Annotated in this window: 23 protein-coding genes; 13 read left to right on the top strand and 10 right to left on the bottom strand. The window is 71.9% G+C overall.

Features of this window, described 5'->3' with window-relative positions; all coding sequences use genetic code 11:
• The first annotated feature begins 6 nt into the window (after positions 1–6).
• From VFL99_RS02440 to VFL99_RS02425, 4 genes are all read left to right on the top strand, one after another.
• Entirely contained in the window at positions 7–864 is an 858-nt protein-coding gene (locus tag VFL99_RS02440; protein ID WP_325104734.1) for an SDR family NAD(P)-dependent oxidoreductase, read from the top strand.
• A gap of 90 nt (positions 865–954) precedes the next feature.
• Positions 955–2,349: a DNA repair protein RadA gene (radA, locus tag VFL99_RS02435; RefSeq protein ID WP_325104733.1), complete on the top strand. Its 1,395-nt coding sequence runs from the start codon at positions 955–957 to the stop codon at positions 2,347–2,349.
• 125 nt (positions 2,350–2,474) lie between these two features.
• Positions 2,475–3,551: a DNA integrity scanning diadenylate cyclase DisA gene (gene disA / locus VFL99_RS02430; protein WP_325104732.1), complete on the top strand. Its 1,077-nt coding sequence runs from the start codon at positions 2,475–2,477 to the stop codon at positions 3,549–3,551.
• A 3-nt stretch (positions 3,552–3,554) separates the two neighbouring features.
• Positions 3,555–4,448: an A/G-specific adenine glycosylase gene (locus VFL99_RS02425; protein ID WP_325104731.1), complete on the top strand. Its 894-nt coding sequence runs from the start codon at positions 3,555–3,557 to the stop codon at positions 4,446–4,448.
• Between the two features lie 85 nt (positions 4,449–4,533).
• Here VFL99_RS02425 and VFL99_RS02420 read toward each other — a convergent pair whose 3' ends face one another.
• Positions 4,534–6,048, bottom strand: coding sequence for a GntP family permease (locus VFL99_RS02420; RefSeq protein ID WP_325104730.1), 1,515 nt, complete (start codon positions 6,046–6,048; stop codon positions 4,534–4,536).
• A complete protein-coding gene (locus tag VFL99_RS02415; protein WP_325104729.1) occupies positions 6,045–6,572 on the bottom strand; it encodes a gluconokinase in 528 nt (175 codons plus the stop codon). The genes VFL99_RS02420 and VFL99_RS02415 overlap by 4 nt, the downstream gene beginning before the upstream one ends.
• Positions 6,573–6,639: 67 nt before the next feature.
• Here VFL99_RS02415 and VFL99_RS02410 point away from each other — a divergent pair, with 67 nt between their 5' ends.
• The 3 genes from VFL99_RS02410 to VFL99_RS02400 are packed head-to-tail and all read left to right on the top strand — an operon-like array spanning position 6,640 to position 9,252.
• Complete coding sequence (locus VFL99_RS02410) at positions 6,640–7,446, top strand: ABC transporter permease (RefSeq protein ID WP_325104728.1); 807 nt, start codon at positions 6,640–6,642, stop codon at positions 7,444–7,446.
• Entirely contained in the window at positions 7,439–8,278 is an 840-nt protein-coding gene (locus VFL99_RS02405; RefSeq protein ID WP_325104727.1) for an ABC transporter permease, read from the top strand. Before VFL99_RS02410 ends, VFL99_RS02405 begins: the two co-directional genes overlap by 8 nt.
• A complete protein-coding gene (locus tag VFL99_RS02400; protein WP_325104726.1) occupies positions 8,275–9,252 on the top strand; it encodes an ABC transporter ATP-binding protein in 978 nt (325 codons plus the stop codon). Before VFL99_RS02405 ends, VFL99_RS02400 begins: the two co-directional genes overlap by 4 nt.
• A 5-nt stretch (positions 9,253–9,257) precedes the next feature.
• Here the strand turns inward: VFL99_RS02400 and VFL99_RS02395 are convergent, their stop codons facing one another.
• Positions 9,258–10,613 (bottom strand): 6-phospho-beta-glucosidase, encoded by a 1,356-nt coding sequence (locus VFL99_RS02395; RefSeq protein ID WP_325104725.1) that lies wholly within the window; start codon positions 10,611–10,613, stop codon positions 9,258–9,260.
• Positions 10,610–11,368, bottom strand: a complete 759-nt coding sequence (locus VFL99_RS02390) for a DeoR/GlpR family DNA-binding transcription regulator (protein ID WP_325104724.1) — start codon at positions 11,366–11,368, stop codon at positions 10,610–10,612. The genes VFL99_RS02395 and VFL99_RS02390 overlap by 4 nt, the downstream gene beginning before the upstream one ends.
• A gap of 102 nt (positions 11,369–11,470) precedes the next feature.
• Between VFL99_RS02390 and VFL99_RS02385 the strand changes: the two genes are divergently transcribed.
• Genes VFL99_RS02385 through VFL99_RS02370 form a run of 4 tightly spaced genes read left to right on the top strand, consistent with a single transcriptional unit; the run spans position 11,471 to position 15,843 of the window.
• Positions 11,471–12,673 (top strand): carbohydrate kinase family protein, encoded by a 1,203-nt coding sequence (locus VFL99_RS02385; protein WP_325104723.1) that lies wholly within the window; start codon positions 11,471–11,473, stop codon positions 12,671–12,673.
• Positions 12,674–12,689: 16 nt separating this feature from the next.
• A complete protein-coding gene (locus tag VFL99_RS02380) occupies positions 12,690–14,075 on the top strand; it encodes an extracellular solute-binding protein (RefSeq protein WP_325104722.1) in 1,386 nt (461 codons plus the stop codon).
• Complete coding sequence (locus VFL99_RS02375; RefSeq protein ID WP_325104721.1) at positions 14,072–15,025, top strand: carbohydrate ABC transporter permease; 954 nt, start codon at positions 14,072–14,074, stop codon at positions 15,023–15,025. The genes VFL99_RS02380 and VFL99_RS02375 overlap by 4 nt, the downstream gene beginning before the upstream one ends.
• A complete protein-coding gene (locus tag VFL99_RS02370; protein ID WP_325104720.1) occupies positions 15,022–15,843 on the top strand; it encodes a carbohydrate ABC transporter permease in 822 nt (273 codons plus the stop codon). Before VFL99_RS02375 ends, VFL99_RS02370 begins: the two co-directional genes overlap by 4 nt.
• Positions 15,844–15,891: 48 nt before the next feature.
• Here the strand turns inward: VFL99_RS02370 and VFL99_RS02365 are convergent, their stop codons facing one another.
• The 3 genes from VFL99_RS02365 to yczE form a co-directional block, all read right to left on the bottom strand.
• Positions 15,892–16,398, bottom strand: coding sequence for an amino-acid N-acetyltransferase (locus tag VFL99_RS02365; RefSeq protein ID WP_414713704.1), 507 nt, complete (start codon positions 16,396–16,398; stop codon positions 15,892–15,894).
• Positions 16,399–16,459: 61 nt separating this feature from the next.
• On the bottom strand, positions 16,460–17,248 hold the full coding sequence (locus tag VFL99_RS02360; protein ID WP_325104718.1) for a class I SAM-dependent methyltransferase: 789 nt from the start codon (positions 17,246–17,248) through the stop codon (positions 16,460–16,462).
• A 34-nt stretch (positions 17,249–17,282) separates the two neighbouring features.
• Complete coding sequence (yczE, locus tag VFL99_RS02355) at positions 17,283–17,987, bottom strand: membrane protein YczE (RefSeq protein WP_325104717.1); 705 nt, start codon at positions 17,985–17,987, stop codon at positions 17,283–17,285.
• A gap of 63 nt (positions 17,988–18,050) precedes the next feature.
• On the opposite strand from yczE, the gene yczR reads away from it, so the two are divergent.
• Both yczR and VFL99_RS02345 read left to right on the top strand, forming a co-directional pair.
• Positions 18,051–19,520: a MocR-like transcription factor YczR gene (gene yczR / locus VFL99_RS02350; RefSeq protein WP_325104716.1), complete on the top strand. Its 1,470-nt coding sequence runs from the start codon at positions 18,051–18,053 to the stop codon at positions 19,518–19,520.
• 128 nt (positions 19,521–19,648) lie between these two features.
• On the top strand, positions 19,649–20,425 hold the full coding sequence (locus tag VFL99_RS02345; protein WP_325104715.1) for a hypothetical protein: 777 nt from the start codon (positions 19,649–19,651) through the stop codon (positions 20,423–20,425).
• Positions 20,426–20,487: 62 nt separating this feature from the next.
• Here the strand turns inward: VFL99_RS02345 and VFL99_RS02340 are convergent, their stop codons facing one another.
• From VFL99_RS02340 to VFL99_RS02330, 3 genes are all read right to left on the bottom strand, one after another.
• Positions 20,488–20,826 carry a hypothetical protein gene (locus VFL99_RS02340; protein WP_325104714.1) on the bottom strand — a complete coding sequence of 113 codons (339 nt, stop codon included), beginning with the start codon at positions 20,824–20,826 and terminating at the stop codon, positions 20,488–20,490.
• A 13-nt stretch (positions 20,827–20,839) separates the two neighbouring features.
• Positions 20,840–22,063 (bottom strand): LCP family protein, encoded by a 1,224-nt coding sequence (locus VFL99_RS02335; protein WP_325104713.1) that lies wholly within the window; start codon positions 22,061–22,063, stop codon positions 20,840–20,842.
• Positions 22,064–22,295: 232 nt separating this feature from the next.
• The coding region (locus tag VFL99_RS02330) for a hypothetical protein (protein WP_325104712.1) at positions 22,296–22,485 on the bottom strand (190 nt) is incomplete at its 5' end.

Genomic DNA, 22,485 nt, shown 5'->3' with positions numbered 1-22,485 from the left:
GTGCTGGTGGAGCACGCGCGTACCGCCGCCGCGGTGCTGGTGACCGGAGCGTCCTCCGGCATCGGCCGGACCACGGTCCAGCGGCTGGCACGCCGGGGCGACCTGACGGTGTGGGCCAGCGCGCGGCGTCCCGACAGCATCTCGGACCTCGCCGGGGAACGGGTGCGGGTGGTCGCGTGCGACGTCACCGACGAAGAGTCGATGCAGTCCGCCGTCGCCGCGGTCGAGGCGGAGCACGGCGCGGTCACCGCGCTGGTCAACAACGCCGGCTACGGCGCCTACGGCACCATCGAGGAGACACCGCTGGCGTCGGTCCGGCGCCAGTTCGAGACCAACGTGTTCGGCCTGGCGCGGATGACCCAGCTCGTGCTGCCGGGCATGCGCTCAGCCGGCACCGGCCGGATCATCAACATCTCCTCGATGGGCGGCCGGCTCGTGTTCCCGGTCGGGGGCTACTACCACGCGAGCAAGTACGCGGTGGAGGCCATCTCGGATGCCCTGCGCCTGGAGGTCGGCCCCTTCGGCATCAGCGTGAGCGTGGTGGAACCGGGACTGATCCGGACCGGCTTCCGCGGCACGGCGTCGCAGACCATGGCCGACAGCGCCGGATCCGACAGTCCGTACGCGGCGATGCGGGCGGCGGCCGAGCGCAGCATGAACGGGGTCTACCGGTCGCGGTGGCTCTCGGCGGGGCCGGAGGCGGTGGCCGCCGTCGTCGAACGGGCCCTCACCTCACCCCGTCCCCGGATCCGCTACGTGGTCACCGTCCCCGCGGTGGCGATGGTGCACAGCCGACGGCTGTTCGGGGCGCGCGCCTTCGACGCCTATGTGCGGCGGTCGTTCCTGGCCGGCAACCGGCGCTGAGCGGCCGGGGCACCGGCACTGAGCGATCGGGCACCGGCGTTGCGTGGCCGGTCCACGGGTCTGTCGGTGTGGCCCCGTAGGTTGCTCGCCATGGCTGCGAAGACGACGGGTGGGGCGAGGACGGGCAGGTCGCCGGGGTACCGCTGCTCGGAGTGCGGGTGGGCCACGGTCAAGTGGGTCGGCCGGTGCGGCGAGTGCCAGGCGTGGGGCACGGTGAGCGAGGTCGGGGCCGTCGCGGTCCGGACCACCGCTGCAGCGAAGGTGGAGCGCCCGGCCATCCCGATCGGCGACGTCGACGCGCGCCGGGCCGAGGCACGGTCGACGGGCGTCAGCGAGCTGGACCGGGTGCTCGGCGGCGGGCTGGTGCCGGGTGCGGTGGTGCTGTTCGCCGGCGAGCCGGGCATCGGCAAGTCCACCCTGCTGCTCGACGTCTCCGCCCGGGCGAGCCGCATGGGTGGCACCGTGCTCTACGTCAGTGGGGAGGAGTCCGCCGCGCAGGTGCGGGTGCGGGCCGAGCGGATCGAGGCCATGGCCCGGAGCCTGTTCCTCGCCGCCGAGACCGACCTCGCGACCGTGCTCGGCCAGATCGACGAGGTGCAGCCGGACCTGCTGGTGGTCGACTCGGTGCAGACGATCTCCAGCAGCGAGGTCGAGGGTGCCGCGGGCAACGTCGCCCAGGTGCGCGAGGTCGCGGCCTCGCTCATCCAGGTCGCCAAGGCCCGCGGCATCAGTGTCCTGCTCGTCGGGCACGTCACCAAGGACGGGTCGATCGCCGGGCCGCGGGTGCTCGAGCACCTCGTCGACGTGGTGGTGCAGTTCGAGGGCGACCGGCACTCCCGGCTGCGGCTCGTGCGCGCGGTGAAGAACCGCTACGGCCCGACCGACGAGGTGGGCTGCTTCGACCTGTCCGACGTCGGGATCGTCGGGCTGACCGACCCCAGCGGGCTGTTCCTCACCAGCCGAGACCTGGTCGTGCCGGGCACCTGCGTCACCGTCACGTTGGAGGGTCGGCGCCCGCTGGTGGCCGAGGTGCAGGCGCTGTTGGCCCAGACCAGTGCCCCCTCACCGCGTCGGACGACCAGCGGGCTGGACTCCTCCCGGATGGCGATGGTGCTGGCCGTGCTCGACCGCCGGGCGGGGGTGTCGGTCCGCCAGTCGGACTGCTACGTCTCGACGGTCGGCGGCGTGCGGCTCACCGAGCCGGCCGCCGACCTGGCCGCGGCCCTCGCGATGGCCGGCTCGGTGCAGGACCGGCCGCTGCCCGCCGGCACGATCGCGGTCGGCGAGGTGGGTCTGGCCGGCGAGATCCGCGCGGTGACGGGGATCCCGAGACGACTGGCCGAGGCGGCGCGGATCGGGTTCACCCGCGCCATCGTGCCGCGCGGTTCCCTGGGGTCCGGCCCGGTGCCGGACGGCATGCGCGTGGTGGAGGTGGCCAACCTCGCTGCCGCTGTTGATCTCGTCACACCCGCTGCAGGATCGTGACATTGGTCGCACAGGCCGGCCGCTAGACTCCCGGCAGCGGTGACGCCGCAGGAGCCGCCAGAGACAACAGCCGGACACGACGCAGGGGCTTCCGGAAGTTCCTGCCCGACCTGAGGACCGACACCGTGGAGCGAAGCGACGAGGAGCTGCTGCGTGCCACCTTGGCGGCCGTCGCCCCCGGCACCGAGCTGCGCGACGGGCTCGAGCGCATCCTGCGCGGCCGCACCGGTGCCCTGATCGTCCTGGGCAACGACAAGGTCGTGGAGTCGCTGTGCACCGGCGGTTTCCCGCTCGACGTGGAGTTCTCCGCCACGCAGCTGCGCGAGCTCGCGAAGATGGACGGCGCCATCATCCTCGACCGCGAGGGCACCCGCATCGTCCGCGCCGCCACCCAGCTGGTCCCCGACCCCTCCATCCAGACGAGCGAGTCCGGGACCCGGCACCGCACAGCCGAGCGGGTGGCCAAGCAGACCGGACTGCCGGTGGTCTCGGTGAGCCAGTCGATGCAGATCGTCGCCCTCTACGTCGGCAACCTGCGCCACGTGCTCGAGGGCTCCAGCGCGATCCTGTCGCGCGCGAACCAGGCCCTCCAGACCTTGGAGCGCTACAAGTCCCGGCTCGACGAGGTCACCGGCACCTTGTCGGCGCTCGAGATCGAGGACCTGGTCACCGTCCGCGACGTCGCGAGCGTCGTGCAGCGCCTCGAGATGGTCCGGCGGATCCGCGACGAGATCGCCGACTACGTCCTCGAGCTCGGCACCGACGGCCGGCTGCTCAACCTGCAGATCGAGGAGCTCACCGGCGGCCTCGGCGGCGACCGCGAGCTGGTGATCCGCGACTACCTCGACGCGGCGAAGAACGTCACCACCATCGAGGAGGTGCTCGCCAACCTCGCCCAGCTGACCTCCGCCGAGCTGCTCGACCTCAGCGCGGGGGCGCGGGCCCTCGGCTTCCCGTCCGCCGGTGACGCGATCGACGCCTCGATCAGCCCGCGCGGCTACCGGCTGCTGTCCAAGGTCCCCCGCCTGCCCGGCGCCATCGTCGACCGGCTGGTCGACCACTTCGGCAACCTGCAGAAGCTGCTCGCCGCCGGGCTCGAGGAGCTGATGGCCGTCGAGGGCGTCGGCGAGGGCCGGGCCCGCGCCGTGCGCGAGGGCCTGTCGCGCCTGGCCGAGTCCAGCATCCTCGAGCGTTACGTCTGAGCCGTGCCCCGGCGCGCCCATGGCGACCTCCCGGACCTGCACGCCCGGGTCCTCGACTGGTATGCCGTGCACTCCCGTGACCTGCCCTGGCGCGCCCCGGACGCCTCGCCCTGGGCGGTGTTCGTCTCGGAGGTGATGCTGCAGCAGACGCCGGTCGCCCGGGTCGAGCCGGTGTGGCGGGAGTGGCTGACCCGCTGGCCCGAGCCGGCAGCGCTGGCCGCCGAATCCCCCGGCGAAGCCGTGCGGGCATGGGGCCGGCTGGGCTACCCGCGACGCGCGCTGCGGCTGCACCAGGCCGCTCGGGCGATGGTCGAGCGGCACGGCGGCCAGGTGCCGGACACGCTCGAGGAGCTGCGCGCGCTGCCCGGTGTCGGCGACTACACCGCGGCCGCGGTGGCGAGCTTTGCCTTCGGCCTGCAGTGCGCCGTGGTCGACACCAACGTGCGCCGGGTGCACGCCCGCGCCGTGGCGGGGTCCGGAGAGGCCGCGCCGAGCCTGAACCGCGCCGAGCGGGAGCTCGCCGACCGGCTGCTGCCCGACGACGCCGAGACCGCGCGCCGCTGGAACGTCGGGGTCATGGAGCTCGGCGCTCTGGTCTGCACCGCACGCTCGCCCCGCTGCGCCGACTGTCCGCTGCTGGACCGGTGCGGCTGGCACCTGGCCGGCCGGCCGGCATACACCGGGCCGGCCAAGCGGGGCCAGCGGTGGGCCGGCACCGACCGGCAGGTGCGCGGACGACTGCTGGCGGTGTTGCGCGACTCCGCCGAACCGGTGCCGGCCGAGCGGCTGCACGAGGTGTGGACGACCGACCCCGTCCAGCGCGAGCGCTGCCTCGACGGGCTCGTCGCCGACGGTCTCGTCGACCCGCTCGAGGACGGGCGCTACGCGCTTCCCTGACTCGCACTGGTCGACATCACGCACCCGCGCCCGGGTTGCAACCCGAGCCCGCCGGCAGAACCCGCCCGCACCGACCGCCGATGGGTCAGACGACGGCGCCGAGGATCAGCACGCAGATCAGCGCGACGACCGAGATGACCGTCTCCATCACCGACCAGGACTTGATCGTCTGCCCGACGGTGAGGCCGAAGTACTCCTTGACCAGCCAGAAGCCGGCGTCGTTGACGTGGCTGAAGAAGAGCGACCCGGCGCCGACCGCGAGCACCAGCAGCGCGAGGTGCGGCTGGTCCAGGGTCTGCCCGAGCGGCCCGACGATGCCGGCGGCGGTGATGGTGGCGACGGTGGCCGAGCCGGTGGCGAGCCGGATCCCGACGGCCACGAGCCAGCCGAGCAGCAGCACCGACATGTGCGCGTGCTCGGCGTAGTCGGCGATCACGTTGGCCACGCCAGAGTCGGACAGCAGCGTCTTGAAGCCACCACCGGCGGCGACGATGAGCATGATCGAGGCCACCCCGGGCAGGCCCGAGCCGAGCGACTCGTGGATCTTCGCCCGCGGCATGCCGGCGGCCCGGCCCAGGGCGAGCATCGCGAGGAGCACGCCCGCGAGCAGCGCGACCGACGGCTCACCGATGAAGTCGAGGATGCTGCGCAGCGTGGTGCCGTCCTTGACGGTGAACTCCCCGACGGCGCGCACGAGCATCATCAGCACCGGGAGCACGACGCTGATCACGGCGAGCCCGAAGCTGGGCCGCTTGGTGACGCTCTCGTCGACCATGGTCGCGGTCCCGACCGGGGAGGTCTGGTCCTGTTTGGCACCGCCCGGCTCGTCCGGGGCGATGTCGGCCGTGCGGCTCGTGCCGGCGTCCCGGTGGGAGTCCGCGGCGACACCGGCGTTCGCGTTGAGGTCGGCGCCGACGGTGACCGGCACGGCGCGGTCCATGAACTGCGCCAGGAACGGCCCCGAGATGACCAGCGTGGGGACGGCGATGATGAGCCCGAAGACGAGGGTGTAGCCGAGGTCGGCGTGGAGCAGGCTGATCGCCGTCAGCGGACCGGGGTGCGGCGGGACCAGGCCGTGCAGGATGGACAGGCCCGCGAGCGCCGGGATGCCGACCTTCATCAGCGAGACGCCGGTGCGGCGCGCGACGAGGATGACGATCGGCACGAGGATGACCACGCCGATCTCGAAGAACATCGGCAGCCCGATGATCCCGGCGATCAGGGCCATCGCCCACGGCAGGGTCCGGCGGCCGACCTTGCTGATGATCGTGTCGACGATGACGTTGGCGCCGCCGGAGTCCGCGAGCAGCTTGCCGAGCATGGCGCCGAGGGCGATCAGCAGCCCGACGCTGCCGAACGTGGACCCGAGCCCGTCGATGAAGCTGGTCACCACGTCTTCCGGCGGCACGGCGGCGACCGCCCCGAGCACGGCCGTGCCGAGGATCAGCCCGATGAACGGGTGGAACTTCGCCCAGACGATGAGGACGACGACGGTGGCGATGCCGGCCAGAGCCGCCAGGATGAGTTGTGCGTGGCCGGCGTGGCTGAGCGGCTTGTCGCCGGCCGCGGTGGCAAACAGTGCGAGATGGTATGCCGTCACTTGGCCTCCTCCTTGGGGTGCAGTCCCAGCGCCTCGAGCGCCTCCTTCACGACCTGCTCCGGGGTGTCCCTGGCCGAGACCACGACCCCCGGCTCGTCGGGCTGCAGGCGCTCCAGCGTGGCGAGCTGACTGGGCAGCAGCGACGGCGGCATGTAGTGGCCCCTGCGGCGCGCGAGCCGCTCGGCGATGAGGTCCGCGTCGGCGTCGACGTGACAGAACCGCACCCCGGGACGGCCCTCGCGCAGCAGGTCGCGATAGACCCGGCGCAGCGCCGAGCACGTCACGACGGCGCTGGTGCCCGCACGCTCGCGCTCGTCGATCCACTCCCCGATCGCCCGCAGCCACGGCCAGCGGTCCTCGTCGGTGAGTGGATGGCCGGCGGCCATCTTCTCGACGTTGGCCTTGGGGTGGAAGTCGTCACCTTCGGCGAACTCCCAGCCCATGGCCTGCGCGATGCCCTTGGCCACAGTGGTCTTCCCGCCGCCGGACACCCCCATCACGATGATGTACTGCGGTTCGGTCATGCCGGGCAGGCTACTGCCCACCCGCTCGCTTGCGCGCACCGGCGGCCCGGAGTAGTTTCTTGCGCTTGTGCGCGCGGAGCTCCTCACCTACTGGCAGCTGGCCCGCGCAGGGTTCCGGCAGCAGTCGCGCTACCGCTTGGCGACATTCGCGGGTCTGCTCACCAACGTCGTGTTCGGCTTCCTCAAGGCCGCAGTGCTGTTCGCCGCGGTCCGGGCCGCCGGCGGCGACCTGCGGGGCTACGGCGTCGGCGCGATGAGCGCCTACGTCTGGCTGTCCCAAGGCCTGCTCGGTGCGGTCCAGGCCCACGGCAAGGCGGAGATCGGGGAGCGGATCCGCACCGGTGACGTGGCGGTGGACTTCCTGCGCCCGGTGGACGTGCAGCTGTCCCACCTCGCCGCCGACCTCGGCAAGGCGTCGTTCAGCCTCATCCCCCGCGGCATCCCGAGCGTCCTCGTGGGAGCGCTCACCGTCGGCATCGTCATGCCGCGCGCGCCGCTTCCCTACCTGCTGGGCGTGGTGAGCGTCGTCCTCGGCATGGCGATCTCGTTCTGCGGCCGCTACGCGGTCAACGTCCTCGGCTTCTGGCTGGTCGAGACGCGCGGGATGCAGCTCCTCTACATGGTCGCCTCGACCTTCCTCATGGGGATGTTCGTGCCGGTGTCCCTCTTCCCCGGCTGGCTCGGCGCGCTGGCCTCCGCCACCCCGTTCCCGTCCATCATGATGGCCCCCATCGACGTGCTGTCCGGGCGGAAGCTGGGCCTGGACGCCCTGCGCGTGCTGGGCCTCCAGCTCTTCTGGCTCGGCGTCACCTTCCTCCTCGGACACCTGCTCACCACCGCGGGGCGGCGCAAGCTGGAGGTGCAGGGTGGCTGAGGCGACCACGACGGCACCGGCACGGATCCGGCCGGGCCGGCTCACGGCATACCGCGCGGTGCTGGCCTCGCGCGTGCGGGCGCAACGCTCCTACCGCACGTCGTTCGCGATCGACGTGGCGAGCTCCTTCCTCGTCGGGCTCGTCGAGCTCGCCGAGGTGTGGATCATCTACCACAACGTGCACGCGCTGGGTGGCCTCGACTTCCACGCGATCCTGCTCGTCTTCGGCCTGGCCGACCTGGCCTTCTCCCTCGCCGACCTCGCGGTGGGCCACTGCGACACGCTGCCGACGTACGTGCGCGCGGGCACCCTCGATGTGTTCTACCTGCGGCCGCAGCCACTGCTGGCCCAGCTGGTCACCAGCGACATCAGCCTGAAACGAATCGCCCGAGCCGTCGTGGGCGCCGCCGCTCTCGCGATCGCCTTGGTGGTCAACGACATCCACTGGAGCGTGTCCACGGTGGCGCTGCTCGTGCTCGGCTTCGTGTCCGGGGCCGTGATCTATGCGGGGCTGTTCGTGTGCGCGGCGGGGATGCAGTTCTTCCTCATCAACGGTGCCGAGCTGACCAACTCCTTCGTCTACGGCGGACGGTATGCCGCCACGCAGCCGGCCAGCGTCTGGCCCGGTCCGCTGAAGCTCGTCTTCGGCTTCCTCTTCCCGGTGGCGTTCACCGCCTACCTGCCTGCCCTGGCCGTGCTCGGACTGCCCGGGCCGGCGCTGCTGCCCGCGTGGCTGGCGTGGTGCACGCCCCTGGCGGCCGTCTGGGTCTGTCTGATGGCGGCCGGTCTCTGGCGGCTCGGCACGCGGCACTACCAGGGAGGTGGCGGATGAAGCCGGGCGAGCCGGTCGTCGAGGTGGACGACCTGACCCGACGGTTCACGTTACGCGGCAAGGGAGCCCGTGCGTTGTGGGGCCGGGCGACCCTGACCGCGGTCGACGCGATGACGTTCACCATCGCGGCCGGCTCGGCGGTCGGCTACATCGGCGCCAATGGCGCGGGCAAGTCGACGACGATCAAGATGCTCACCGGCATCCTGGTCCCGACCAGCGGCCGGGTCCGCACCTGTGGGCTGGAGCCGGTCAGCCAGCGGCGGGCTCTCGCCCGTCGAGTCGGCGTGGTGTTCGGCCAGCGGTCCCAGCTCTGGTGGGACCTGCCGTTGCGCGAGTCGTTCACGATCCTCGCCTCGATCCACCGGCTCGACGCGGACGCGGCCCGGTCCCGCACCGCGGAGCTGGTGGAACAGCTCGAGATGGGGCCGACGCTCGACACCCCGGTGCGCCAGCTCTCCCTCGGGCAGCGGATGCGGGCCGAGGTCGCGGCCGCCCTGCTGCACTCCCCCGACCTGCTCATCCTCGACGAGCCGACGATCGGCCTGGACGTGCTGTCCAAACAGCGGCTGCGCGAATTCCTCATCCACGAGCGGGCTTCACGCGGCACGACGCTGCTGCTCACCACCCACGACATGGGCGACATCGAGCGGCTCTGCGAACGGGTCCTCGTGGTCGACCACGGCCGGTTGGCCTACGAGGGCACCCTCGCCGGTCTGGCCAGGACCGTCGGGGCCCGCCGGGTCCTCGTCGTCGACCTGGCGGCACCGACCGAGGCCCTCACCGGCATACCCGGAACGACTCACCTGGGCAGCGAAGGCGACGGGCTGCGCCAGCGGCTCGCCTTCGACGCCGAGCAGACCACGGCCGCGGCCGTGCTGGCGGCAGTCTCCGCGAGCGTGGAGGTGCGCGACCTCGCGATCGAGGAGCCCGAGATCGAGGACGTCGTCCGGCGGATCTACTCCTCGACGCGCTGACGCGCTCAGCCGTTCGGCAATGCGGCGGCCACCTCCGGGATCCGCTGCGCATATCCGTCGAGGAGTGCCTGGGCGGTGGTGAACGAGTCGACCAGCGGGTGCAGGGCGAAGGCCTTGAGTGCCAACGACCGCGACCCGGTCACGGCGGCGCGGATAGTCAGCTGCTCGACCGCCTTGACCTGCTGCAGCAGCCCGAGCTGGTCCCCCGCCAGCGGGCGGGTCGCCAGCGGCTGGGGTCCCGACGCGCTGACCGCACAGGGCACCTCGACGACCGCCTCCGGGGGCAGCCCCGGCACGGCGGACCCGTTGCACACATTGAGGATCATGGTCGACCGCTCGCCGCGCGCGATCGCCGCCATGAGCGCCAGTGCGACCCCCTCGTAGCCGCCGCCCTGCAGGTCCTCCTCGTCCCGCTCCCCCGCGGCCCGCTCCTGCCGGCTCTCCTGCATGTACGTCGCATCCCGCTCGCGTCGCACCTGCTGCCACTCCCGGTACGCCGCACCGGGATCGGCCGCGGCGCTGGCATAGAAGCCCTCCTGCTGGCGCAGGAGGAACTCGCCACGGGTGTCCCCGCCGGCGAGGATGGCCGCGACCGACTCACGCGCGAAGTAGTAGTAGTAGAGGTACTCGTTGGGCAGCACCCCCAGCAACCGGACCCAGGCGGGCCCGAACAGCCGTGCCTCCTCGACGTGTCCGAGCGCCGCGTCGTCCGCGAGCAGGTCGGGCAGCACGTCGCGGCCGGCGTGGCGCAGCCCGCGCAGCCAGCCCAGGTGGTTGAGGCCGACATAGTCGGGCTCGGTGCGCGCCGGGTCGAGGCCGAGGGCGCGAGCAGCACGACGTGCCAAGGCGATCGGCGAGTCGCAGATCCCGGTGACCCGCGCTCCGAGCAGCTCCTGCATCGCCTCGGTCACCATCCCGGCCGGGTTCGTGAAGTTGATGACCCACGCCTGCGGGCAGCACGCCCGGACCCGCTCGGCGATCGCCCGCGCGACGGGGATCGTCCGCAGCGCGTAGGCGATGCCGCCGGGACCCGTGGTCTCCTGCCCCAGCACCCCGAGGTCCAGGGCCACCCGCTCGTCGCAGGTGCGCCCGTGCAGGCCTCCGACGCGGATCGCGGAGAAGACGAAGTCGGCTCCGGTCAGGGCCTCGTCGAGGTCGGTGGTGCTGCGCACGGCCGGTCGGCTCGCCTCGGGGGCCATCTGCTCGAGCACCGAGGCGACAGCGCGCAGCCGGGTCGCGTCCTCGTCATACAGCACCACCTCGGTGACCCGGGGCTCGTGGCCCGCGACCGCGTCCCGGACCAGGGCGCCGTAGACCAACGGAACCCGGAAACCCCCACCACCGAGGATCGTCAACCTCACGCGAACACCACCTCCACGCCACGCTCCCGGCACAGGGCCACCGTGTCGGGGTCGGCATCGTCGTTGGTCACCACCAGGTCCAGGTCACCCACGTCGCAGACCCGCAGGCCACCGGAGCCCGGAAACTTGTGGGCATCCACGAGCAGCGCGGCGCGGTCGACCGCCCGCAGCATGGCCCGCTTGACCGGCACCTCGACCCGGGTGCTGTCCAGGACCCGCCCGTCCGGGCGAACTCCACTGGCGCCCAGGAAGGCCCGGTCGGCGTGCACCTGGGCCAACGCGTCCTCGGTGAGCAGCCCGACCATCGAGTGGTAGGCGCGGCGCACCACACCCCCGAGCACGATGAGCTCCACCTGCGGGTCGTCGCGCAGCACGTCGACGACGGCGAGGCTCGAGGTGAGCACCGTGACCGGCCGGCCGCGCAGGTGCTGCGCCATCGAGCGCACCGTGGTGCCGATGTCGAGCAGCACGCTCTGCCCGTCCTGCACTGTCGCCGCCGCACGCGCTCCGATCGCGTCCTTGCGTGCCGGGTCCACCTCCACGACCGCAGCGAAGGGCAGCCGGGCATCGGCCTGGTCGTCCACGCGCACCCCACCGTGCACGCGGCGGACCGTCCCCTCCGCACCGAGCGCCGCGAGGTCGCGCCGGATCGTCGAGGCGCTCACGCCCAGGCTGCGGGCCAACTCGCTGACTTCGGTGGCGCCGCTCGCGCGCACCCGCCGCAGGATGGCGACGCGGCGCTCGTGCTGCAGCATGACCGCCACGCTAGCACCACGAACACGCACGAGCGCGCACTCGATGCGCAGATTTGCGCGTTCATGGTTGTCCGCTCCCGCACGCAGGGCTAGCGTGTCACCGTGACCGCGCGCGACACGACCACGACGGCCAAGGCGGCCGACGCCGAGCGCCAGTTCGACGTGTTCGTCCACGGCACCGTCTTCCTCGACATCATCTTCACGGGGCTGGGCTCGCTGCCGACCGGAGGAACGGAGATCTGGGCCGAGGGCATGGGTTCGTGCCCCGGCGGCATCGCCAACCTGGCCGTCGCCACCGGCCGGCTCGGGCTGAGCACCTCGCTCGCGGCGGCGTTCGGGGACGACGACTACGGCGACTTCTGCTGGCGCACCCTCGAGCAGCAGGAGGGCATCGACCTCAGCCACTCGCGCCGCTTCGAGCACTGGCACTCCCCCGTCACGGTCTCGATGGCCACCCCCGGGGACCGCGCGATGGTCACGCACGGCCACGCGCCGCCGGTGCCCGTCGCCGAGCTCATCGGCACCCCACCGCGGGCCCGGGCCGCCATCGTCGACCTCAGCGAGTCCCACCCGATCCACGTGGCCGGCACCGGTGCCGGTCCGGGCGACGGCGCGGCCACCGCGACCTGGGTGGACGCCGCCCGCGCGAACGGCACGAAGATCTTCGCCGACGTCGGCTGGGACCCCAGTGGGCAGTGGTCGCCCGCGATCCTCGACCAGCTCTCGGTCTGCCACGCCTTCATGCCCAACGCCACGGAGGCGATGGCCTACACCCGGTGCGGCAATGCCAAGGACGCGCTCTACACCCTCGCCGACCTCGTGCCGCTGGCCGTGGTCACCAACGGCGCGGAGGGCGCCATGGCCATCGACTCCGAGACCGGCGAGGAGGCGCACGTCCCCGCGGTCCGCGTCAAGGCCCTGGACGCCACCGGTGCCGGCGACGTGTTCGGCGCCGCGATCGTCCTGGGCACCCTCAAGGGTTGGCCACTGGCCAACCGGCTCGCCTTCGCCGGCGTCTGCTCGGCCCTGGCGGTGCAGCAGTTCGGCGGCTCCCTCGCGGCGCCCGGGTGGGGCGACATCAGCGACTGGTGGTCCTGCACCAAGGGGGTCGGCCCCACCGACGCCTACCACGCCTCCCTGCTGCGCCGTTACGCCTTCCTCGACGACGTGACCCCGCCCGCGCCACTGGCCAGCGTGCGCCGCGCGCAGGCCACCGTGGCGCGGCTCGCGGACATCGACCACACCGACGCGGCACCCCAGCGACACACCCGCATCCCTCCCCATCGCGGCCCCAGAAGCCGCTGACCGCAAGGAGTTCCCTGTGCGACGTTCCCCCCGCCGTATGACGTCCCTGCTGTCGCTGACCTGCCTCACCGTGGCTGGTGGGCTGGCGGCCGCGGCCTGCTCGCCACCGGGCAGCGGCAGTGCCGCCTCGAGCCAGTCCAGCCGGCCCGCGGGCAGCATCTCCACCAACCCGGCCAAGGCCGGCACGGTGACCCTGCAGGTGTGGGACCAGGAGGTCCGCGGCGGGCAGAACGCCGAGATCAGCCGGTTGAACAAGGAGTTCCAGAGCACGTACCCGAACGTCACGATCAAGCGGACGGCCAAGAGCTTCTCCGACCTCAAGACCACCCTCAAGCTGGCCCTGTCGGGCAAGAACCCACCCGATGTGGTGGAGGCGAACCAGGGCTACGGCGACATGGTCGCCTTCGTGAAGGCCGGCATGCTGACCCCGCTCGACAGCTACGCGAAGGCCTACGGCTGGGCCAACCGCTACCCCAAGACGCTCCTCGACCTGAACCGGGTCTCCAACGACGGCAAGCACTTCGGGGAGGGCAAGCTCTACGGCCTGTCCCAGATGGGTGAGTACATCGGCATCTACTACAACAAGGACAAGCTCAAGCAGCTCGGGTTGCAACCACCCAAGACGTGGAAGGACTTCACCGACCAGCTGCCCAAGATCAAGGCGAAGGGCCAGCTGCCCATTCAGTTCGGCAACCTCGACAAGTACCCGGCCATCCACACCTTCGGCGTCATCCAGGGCCAGACGGCCGGCAAGCAGACCGTGCGCAACCTCGTCTTCGGCACCGGCAACGCCACGTGGACCGACTCCGGCACGCTCAAGGCCGCGCAGGTGCTGGCCGACTGGGCCAAGAAGGGCTACTTCCCGCAGGGCGCCAACGGGCTCGGCTACGACGACGCCGCCAAGCAGTTCGCCTCGGGGCAGGGCGTCTACCTCGTCACCGGCACCTGGGAGGCGGCCGTGCTGAAGCCCTCCATGGGTCGCAAGCTCGGCCTCATCGTCACCCCGCCCGACCAGCCCGGCGGTTCCGTGGTCACGACCGGGGGCGAGAGCCTGGCCTTCGCCGTCACGAGCAAGTCCAAGCACCCCGATGTGGCCGCCGCCTACATCAACTTCCTGACGGACAAGCACGCCGCGGACGTGATGACGAAGACGGGCAACCTCCCCGCAGTGCCCGGGCCGGCCGCGAAGTCGCTGCCCGCCTCCAGCATCGAGGGTCAGATGGTGCAGGGCTGGGAAACGCTGAGCCAGGACGACGGGCTGGTGCCCTACCTGGACTACTCGACGCCCACCTTCTACGACACGATCACCGCGTCGCTGCAGGGTTTGATCGGGGGCAAGCTCACGCCCCAGCAGTTCACCCAGAGGCTGCAGTCGGACTACCAGTCGTTCCACAGTCAGTGAGCCAGCACGCCACCAGCCGGCGAACCGTCGCAACGCGGCCCCTGGAGCGCGCCGGGGGCCGCCGCCGGCGCCGCCGAGGATCCCCGGGCGAGCCACGGCAGGTCGGCTACCTCTACATCCTCCCGGCCGTCGCCCTCTTCGCGCTGTTCGTGCTGATCCCCTTCGGCCAGTCCATCTGGTACTCGCTCTACAACTGGGACGGGCTCTCGGTCGCGACCTGGGCCGGCGGCAGCAACTACGCCGCCATCTTCACCGACCCGACGTTCCGCGGGCCGTTCGTCCACGCGCTGATCCTGCTGCTGTTCTACTCGTTCCTGCCCATCGTCATCGGGCTGCTGCTGGCCGGTGCCATGTCGCGCATCCGGATCCACGGGCTGACGTTCTTCCGCACCGTCCTGTTCCTGCCGCAGGTGCTGGCCATGGTCGTCGTCGCTCTCGCGTGGCGCTGGATCTACGCGCCCCAGGGGCTGCTCAACGATCTGCTTGCCGCTGTCGGGCTCGGCGACATCACGCGAGCATGGTTGGGGGACTTCACCTTCGCCCTGCCCGCCGTCGGACTCATCGGCACGTGGGTCGAATCGGGCCTGGCCATGGTGTTGTTCCTCGCCGGTGCCCAGCGGATCCCGCGTGAGCTCTACGAGGCGGCCCGGCTCGACGGTGCCGGTGCGATCCGGGAGTTCTTCGCCGTCACGCTCCCCGCCCTGCGGCCGGAGATCGCGGTCGCCGCGACGCTGACGATCGTGGCGGGCCTGCGCAACTTCGACCTGATCTACGTCACGACGGGAGGTGGACCGGAGAACGCCACGTCCGTGCCGGCCTACGAGGTCTACCACCGGGCGTTCGAGACGGGGCAGGTCGGCTCGGCAGCGGCGATCGGGGTGAGCCTGGCGATCCTCATCTTCGTGCTCACCGTGGTGGTGTCGAGGCTGATCGAGGGGAGGGACCGGTGACCTCCAAGGCCGAGCAGTGGGCGACCTACGTGATCCTCGCGCTGTTCAGTGTCATCGCCCTGACCCCGGTCTTCGGGGTGCTCAGCACCGCGTTTGCCGACCAGCGTTCGCTCGCCACCGGTTTCGCGCTGCCCAACGAGCTGCACTGGCACAACTTCGTCGAGGCCTGGACGCGGGGGCACTTCAGCCACTACCTCGGGTCCTCGGTGATCGTCGCGGTCGCCGTGGTGGTGTCGGCGGCGGTGTTCTCCACGCTGGCGGCCTACGCCTTCGGCACGATGCGCTTCCCCGGCTCGACGGTGCTGTTCTACATGTTCCTCATCGGGCTGACGCTGCCCGAGGAGGCGCTGGTCGTGCCGCTCTACTACGACCTGCGTGGCCTCGGCCTGACCGACACCTACTGGGCCCTGATCCTGCCGCAGACGGCGCAGTCGATCGCCTTCGGCACGTTCTGGATGCGGGCCTACTTCAGCAGCGCACCCCGAACGCTGGTGGAGGCCGCGCGGATCGACGGCGCCAACAGCTGGACCACGCTGTGGCGGGTGCTCGTGCCGGTCGGGCGGCCGGCGATCACCACCCTCGTGGTGATCACGTTCATGTGGACGTGGAACGAGTTCCTGCTGGCGCTGGTCATGGTGACCTCCGAGGCGCGGCGGACCGTGCCGTTGGGACTGGTCTTCTTCCAGGGCCAGCACTCCTCGGACGTGTCGCTGCTCGCGGCCGGGGCGGTCCTGGTCGCCCTACCGGTGGTGATCGTCTACCTGATCCTGCAGCGGCGGTTCATCGAGGGCATGCTGACGGGCGCGGTCAAGGAGTGACCTGCTGACCGGCCCGCGCTGCCGGGAAGCCCCCCGCCCGGTCGCCGCTCAGAGCACGCGCAGCATCCGGGTGTTGCCGAGGGTGTTCGGCTTGACCCGGTCCAGGTCGAGGAACTCGGCAACGCCCTCGTCGTAGGAGCGCAGGAGCTGGGCGTAGACCTCAGGCGTGACGGCCTGCCCCTCGATCGGCTGGAAGCCGTGCCGGCAGAAGAAGTCCACCTCGAAGGTGAGGCAGAAGACCCGCGCCACGCCGAGCTCGCGGGCGTCGTCGAGGAGCTGCTCGAGCAGCAGGTGGCCGATCCCCCGCCCCCGGTGGGAGTCGGCCACCGCGAGGGTGCGCACCTCGGCGACGTCCTGCCACATGACGTGCACCGCTCCGCAGCCGATCACGACGCCGGCGTCCTCGATGACCCGGAACTCCTGCAGGGACTCGTAGTAGGCGACAGCGTCCTTCGCGACGAGCACGCGGGACTCTGCGAGCGGTTGCACCAGCGCACGGATCTCGGGCACGTCACGCGTGCGCGCCCGGCGGGTGGTGAGGTGGGGGGTCTCCACGCGCACACGGTAGTCCGCCCCCGGCGGGCAACGGCCGGCTGCCCGCCGGGTGAGACCCGGCTCAGGAGCGGGTGACGCGCAGCTTGGACTGCCGGTGCGAGCTCTGCTCCCAGTCCTCCATCAACCGCGCGGTCAGGCCGTGCCGCTCGGCCGCGGCGACCAGCGTCTCGGTGCGGTAGTAGAAGTCCTCGTGCAGGACGTGGTGCTCGGCGGCCTCGGTCCGGTTGAAGGTGAAGTCGAAGAAGCCGTCCGGCGTGAGGATGCGACCCACGTGGGCCAGGCACTCCTCGACCACCTCGGCCGGGGAGTGCGAGAAGACGCTGTGCGCATGGACGACGTCGAAGTACCCGTCCGGCAGGAACGCGAACCGCAGGTCGCGCACCGGCGTCAGGTGCGGCAGCTTGTCCTGCAGTCCCCGGTCGGCGACCGTCTGCTGCGCCGCGAAGAGGATGTCCGGGGAGATGTCGATGCCGTAGTAGTTGCCGGCGTCGAGGTAGTCGATGAGGTGCCAGCCCGCCCGCAGGTTCCCGCACCCGATCTCGAGCACCCGGTGCCTCGGCAGCAGGCCGTGCTGGCGCAGGTAGCGGAACTGGAACCGCCCGAACCGCAGCCACTGCTCCTCGCTCGGGCTGCCGACGGCGGCGTTCGCTGCCCGGTGCGCGACGTCGTGCTGCATCACCGCCCGGTAGTAGGCGACGTGGTCCCGGCTGCTGGCCCGCAGCCACGCGTCCCGGGCAGCGCGTCGCAGGTGGCCGCGGATGCGCTCGGGGTGCCGCACGGCATACCGCAGCTTGAAGGTGAGGCTCGAGCGGCGGCGCGACATCGCGCGCAGGCGTTCCCCGGTGGGCATCGGACGGCTCCTGCCTCCGTGGTGCGAAGTGACGTCAGGGCCGCGGCTGGATGGGCTCGCGGCCGGCCGGTTTCGCAGCGTAGCGGGCCGCGCCCGGCAGGTCCACGACCATCATCGGCAGGAACAGCTGGATGAGCGGGCCGATCGCCACGGCATACAGCACCGTGCCGACGCCCACGACGCCGCCGAGGATCCACCCGACCACGAGCACGGTGACCTCGATCGAGGTCCGCACCAGCCGGATGCTGCGCCCGGTGCGCTGGGACAGTCCGGTCATCAGGCCGTCCCGCGGCCCCGGGCCGAGCTGGCTGCCGATGTAGAGCGCGCTGGCCAGGCCGTTGAGCACCACACCACCGACCATGAGCGCGATCCGCCACCCCATCGCCTCCGGCGGCGGCAGGAGGCCGAGCGTGACGTCGCTGGCCACGCCGACCCACACCACGTTGCAGACCGTGCCGAGGCCGGGCCACTGCCGCAGGGGCCACCACAGCAGCAGCACGAGGGCGCCGACGATGATCACGATCGTCCCGAAGCTCAGCGGCAGCCGGGAGGTCAGCCCCCAGTGGAAGACGTCCCACGGCGCCAGTCCGAGCCGGGCCCGCACCATCATCCCCATCGACGCACCGAAGCAGGACAGGCCGACGAAGAGCTGGAGCAGCCGGCGCGGCATCCGGCCGCTGCGCAGCTGCTCGCGCGGCGACAGCGAGGCCAGCTGGCGGCGAGGCGGCGTCAGGGTCATGCCGGCCAGTGTGACAGCAAAGTGGCCTTCCTGAACATGGCCACTTGTGCGACAGTGGCCCGTATGCCGACCGCGCGCGTCTCCGCTGCCCGCCTCGCCTCCCTGCTCGCCGACCTGCTCGCCGACCCGGCCCCCGACGGGCCGGCCTACCGGTCGCTCGCCGACAGGATCCGCCTGCTCGTGGCCGACGGGCGGATCCTGCACGGCACGCGGCTGCCGAGCGAGCGCGAGCTGACGGCCGCGCTGCCGGTCAGCCGCACCACCGTCGCGAGGGCGTATGCCGAGCTGCGCGACCGCGGCTACCTCACCTCCCGCCGGGGTTCTGGCAGCATCGCGACGGTCCCCGGCGGCCCGCAGCCGGGGACCGCCAACCTGGTGCATCCCACCGAACGGTCCGCGACGATGCTGGACCTCAGTTACGCCGCGCCGACAGCCGGCGTCGGGGTCCTGACGGCCTACGAGGCGGCGATGGAGCGGCTCCCCCGGCACCTGTACGGCACCGGCTACCACCCGGCGGGACTGCCGGTGCTGCGCGAGGCGCTCGCCGCGCGGTTCACCGCCCGCGGGCTGCCGACCGAACCGGACCAGGTCATCGTCACCGCCGGCGCCGTGGCCGCGACGGCCGTGGCCGCCCGCGCGCTGCTGCGCACCGGCGACCGCGTGCTGGTGGAACACCCCGGCTACCCCAACGCCCTGGCGACGCTGCGCCGTCAGGGCGCCCGGCTGGTGGGGGTGCCCGTCGGGCCGGCCGGTCTCGATCTCGCCGCACTGGGAGACCTCCTGGGCGCCGGGCGCCGCTCGGCCGTGGCCGGCGCCGTGCTGGTCCCTGACTTCCAGAACCCGACCGGTTCACTGATGCGGGAGGCGGATCGGCAGCTGGTCGCGGACGCACTACGCGCCGCCGGCGCGGTGCCGGTGGTGGACGAGACGATGGTCGACGTCGGACTGGACGTCGATGCGATGCCCCGACCATTCGCCGCGTTCGCGACGGAGTCCGTCACGGTCGGCAGCGCGAGCAAGAGCTACTGGGGTGGCCTCCGGGTGGGCTGGATGCGGGTGCCACGACAGCAGGTCGGGCGGTTCCTGGAGGCGCGCGTCAGCCTCGACCTGGGGGCTCCGGTGCTCGAACAGCTCGTGGTGACCGAGCTGCTGCAGGCGGGCGAGCCGCTGCTGGAGGCGCGGAGGGCGGAACTGCGCAGTCGCCGGGCCGCCCTGCTACAGGCGTTGGGCGAGCAGCTGCCCGACTGGGAGGTCCGCCGGCCACCGGGCGGTCTGACAGCCTGGTGCCGCCTGCCGCAGCCGCGCTCGACCGCCTTGGCCGTGGCCGCCGAGCGGCACGGGGTGCTCCTCGCGCCGGGGGCGTCCTTCTCCGTCGACGGCACCGGGTTGGAGCGCTTCGTCCGGGTGCCCTACACCCTGGGCGAGGAGCGCATCGGTGCGGCGGTGACGGGACTGGCCCGCGCATGGTCCGATGCCCTGCAGTCGGGCACCCAGCGCCGGACCCGACGCGGTCGGGCACCGATGGTCGCCTGACCACGCGAGGCGTTGTCTAGACACGGGCGTTTATCGGGTGATTCTTGCGCCCGCCGCTTGTGGCCCGCTGTGTGGATGGCGTTCGATTCGGGGCGTCCCACCATCCTTCACAGACGGGCAAACCCCACATGAAAGCACGCTATGGTGCGGCGATCCTCGGTGCCGCCGTCCTGACGGCCACTGGATTCACCGCCGCGGCGAACGCCGCACCTCCGCCCTCCGCCGCCTGCAGCGGCGGGGAACTCGCGTCCGGCACCTACTCCAATGTCCGGATCACCGGAAACTGCATGGTTCCCGACGGCGCCGCGGTCATCGTGCGCGGCAACCTGACGGTCACCCGGGGAGCAGTGTTCGACGCCTCCACGCATTCCACGCTCACGGTGCGCGGCAACGTGACGGCGAAGCCCGGCTCGATGCTGGCGCTGGGCTGCACCCAGGCACACCCGTGCAGCACCGATGGGACCCCCGGTGAGGTCGGAGCCGACGTCGTCAAGGGCAACGTCACCCTCGACCACGTCTACAACGCCGCCTTCAACGGCATCACGATCCATGGCAACCTGACCTCGCACGGCGGCGGGGCCGGGCCGGCCACCGACCCGTTCATCCCGTTCTCCATCAAGGACGACACCATCCACGGCAACGTCGTGGTCCAGGGCCTGAACACCACGTGGTTCGGGGTGATCCGCAGCACCATCGGCGGCAACGTCGTGCTGAAGAACATCCAGAACGCCGATCCCGATGGCAACGAGGTGGTCGCGAACACGATCGGCAAGAACCTGGTCTGCCACCGCAACAGCCCGAAGCCGCAACTGGGTGACGCGGTGGACGGTGCCCCACCCGGGTACGGGCCGAACAGTGTCGGCGGCAAGGCCGTCGGCCAGTGTGCCGCCCTGCCGGAGAGCTGAGCTCCCGCGAGCGGGCGCCGCGGTGGCCGGGTCTCCAGCCGGCCACCGCGGACCCCATCCCGTCAGGAGGTGACGGGCGGCACGTGCTGCTGCAGGATCGCCACGAAGCGCTCCGGGTCCTCCGGTGAGAAGGTCGGCCGCACCGCGGCGCCGACGTCGAGGATGATCGCGACCTGCTTCTGCGGCCGCTTCAGGTCGAGCGGCGTCCAGTGCCGCAAGTCGCCGCTGCCCCAGACCCGGCCCTTGCCGGTCAACGGTCCCATCTGCCGCTGCTCGAAGCCGCGGACGTCGGAGTAGCGGATCCGCTTGCTCAGCGCGAGCGGGAAGTAGTAGCGCCGCAGCGTGATGCCACCCTCGTCGAGCGTGACCACACCATCGTCGTAGAGCACCTCGTCCGCCATGGTTCGCAGTCTCTCACCCGCCGCCAGAGAGGGTGCCGTCCCGGAGGTCGTGGAACAGGTGCCGAGCGCCGCTGCCCAGCAGGACCACGGACTGGCCGCCCCCACGGACACCGAAGCCACCGGTGGCGACCTCGTTGCGCACCCTATGAGGGTTCAGGGTGAAGACGTGCGCCGCGAGGGTCAGCACCTGCTGGGCGGACAGGTCGGTCGTGACGTACGGCGAGAGCTCGTGCAGGTACCTCGGCAGCTTCTCCGGACCGCCGCCGCGCACCAGTGCCGCGCCCGCGAGGAGCAGCCAACCCTGGTTGCGCGAGCGCCCGAAGTCGCCGTCCGGCAACGACTTCCGCTCCCGGGCATAGGCGAGCGCCTCGTCGCCGTTGAGGTGCTGCTTGCCCTTCTTCACGTCCGCGCCGGAGTTGTGGTGCGTCGGGTCGATGACGGCCTTGGGCGCGTCGAACGGCAGGCCCCCGAAGGCGTCGATCGCGTGCCGGAAGCCGACGAACCCGGTCAGCAGGTAGCCCTCGATCGGCAGCCCGGTCACGTGCCGGACCGTCTTCAGCTCCGCCGTCGGACCGCCGTAGGCCATGGCCGAGTTGATCTTCCCCGGCCCGCCGGTGGCCAGCGACACCCACGAATCGCGCGGTATGCCGAGCACACCGGCGCCACCGCGACCGTCCAGTCCGATGACGTGGAGACTGTCGGCGCGGGAACGGGCGACCTCCTGCCCGTGCGAGACCCGGGCGTCGGACCCCATGAGCAGCACGTGCCGGGTGCCGCCGAGCTGCGGCCTCCTCACCTTCATCGAGGGCCACCAGCCGCCGACGACGTGCCAGCCGTGCTTGCCCTGCACCGCGAGGGTGACGTCGTGGCGGGCGGTCACGACCGCAATCTTCGACGACTTCCAGCTCGCCACGTTGCCGTGGGCCTTCACGCGCCCGTGCGAGGTGGCTCGCTGGGCGAGGACCCGGCGCAGCGGAGCCGGCGCTGGGACGGGCTTTCCGGCATACAGCTGCCGGACCGTCTTGGCGAGGGCGGTGGGCACGCCGGCGACGCTGACGCGCGGATGCGGCTTGGCCGGGCTGGAGCTGCTCGCCTTCGGCGCAGGGCTGCTCGAGGTGGGGCTGCTGCTCCGGGCGGCGGAGCCGTCCGAGGAGGTGCAGCCGCTCAGCGCGACGGCGAGCGCCACGCCGACGGCTGCGGTCGAGCGGATCGCGGTGCGTGGTGTCGTGGCAGGCACCCGGCCACGGTAGACGACGCTCGTAGGCCGTCGACCCCACCGCCCGCCGCTGGCGCGGTGGCGCCGGCCCGGCCGTGCCCGGCTGTGCGCTGACAACTGACAACTGACCAAGCTGGCCACTTCCCGGCGTGGTGGCCCCGGCGAGACCTGAGACCTGACCGAACGGGCCACTTCCCACCATGGTGGTCCGGGTGGCGGCCGGCCCAGCACGGAACCTGACTCCGGCGTGCCGTCAGCGGTAGCGGAACCCGTCCAGGAACCGGCGGAACACCCCGCCCTTGGGCGGGAGCGGCGGCGCGGGAGCGGGTGGAGTCTTCCGCTGGGACGCGATCGGCTGGTCGTAGTCGGTGCGCACGATCGCGTCGACGACCTGCTCCTCGGTGTAGTTCTCCGAGCCCTCGATCACCGGCACGAATCCCACG

It is taken from the genome of Segeticoccus sp. (assembly GCF_035708005.1).
Note: the sequence above shows the minus strand (reverse complement) of the source record. Positions and strands in the feature narration are given on the sequence as shown.

What these genes read in the sequence shown, in the direction of transcription:
- radA (WP_325104733.1), top strand. Translation starts at nt 955, where the DNA reads ATGGCTGCGAAGACGACGGGTGGGGCGAGGACGGGCAGGTCGCCGGGG.
- VFL99_RS02415 (WP_325104729.1), bottom strand. Translation starts at nt 6,572, where the DNA reads ATGACCGAACCGCAGTACATCATCGTGATGGGGGTGTCCGGCGGCGGG.
- VFL99_RS02400 (WP_325104726.1), top strand. Translation starts at nt 8,275, where the DNA reads ATGAAGCCGGGCGAGCCGGTCGTCGAGGTGGACGACCTGACCCGACGG.
- VFL99_RS02390 (WP_325104724.1), bottom strand. Translation starts at nt 11,368, where the DNA reads ATGCTGCAGCACGAGCGCCGCGTCGCCATCCTGCGGCGGGTGCGCGCG.
- VFL99_RS02360 (WP_325104718.1), bottom strand. Translation starts at nt 17,248, where the DNA reads ATGCCCACCGGGGAACGCCTGCGCGCGATGTCGCGCCGCCGCTCGAGC.
- yczE (WP_325104717.1), bottom strand. Translation starts at nt 17,987, where the DNA reads ATGACCCTGACGCCGCCTCGCCGCCAGCTGGCCTCGCTGTCGCCGCGC.
- yczR (WP_325104716.1), top strand. Translation starts at nt 18,051, where the DNA reads ATGCCGACCGCGCGCGTCTCCGCTGCCCGCCTCGCCTCCCTGCTCGCC.
- VFL99_RS02345 (WP_325104715.1), top strand. Translation starts at nt 19,649, where the DNA reads ATGAAAGCACGCTATGGTGCGGCGATCCTCGGTGCCGCCGTCCTGACG.
- VFL99_RS02340 (WP_325104714.1), bottom strand. Translation starts at nt 20,826, where the DNA reads ATGGCGGACGAGGTGCTCTACGACGATGGTGTGGTCACGCTCGACGAG.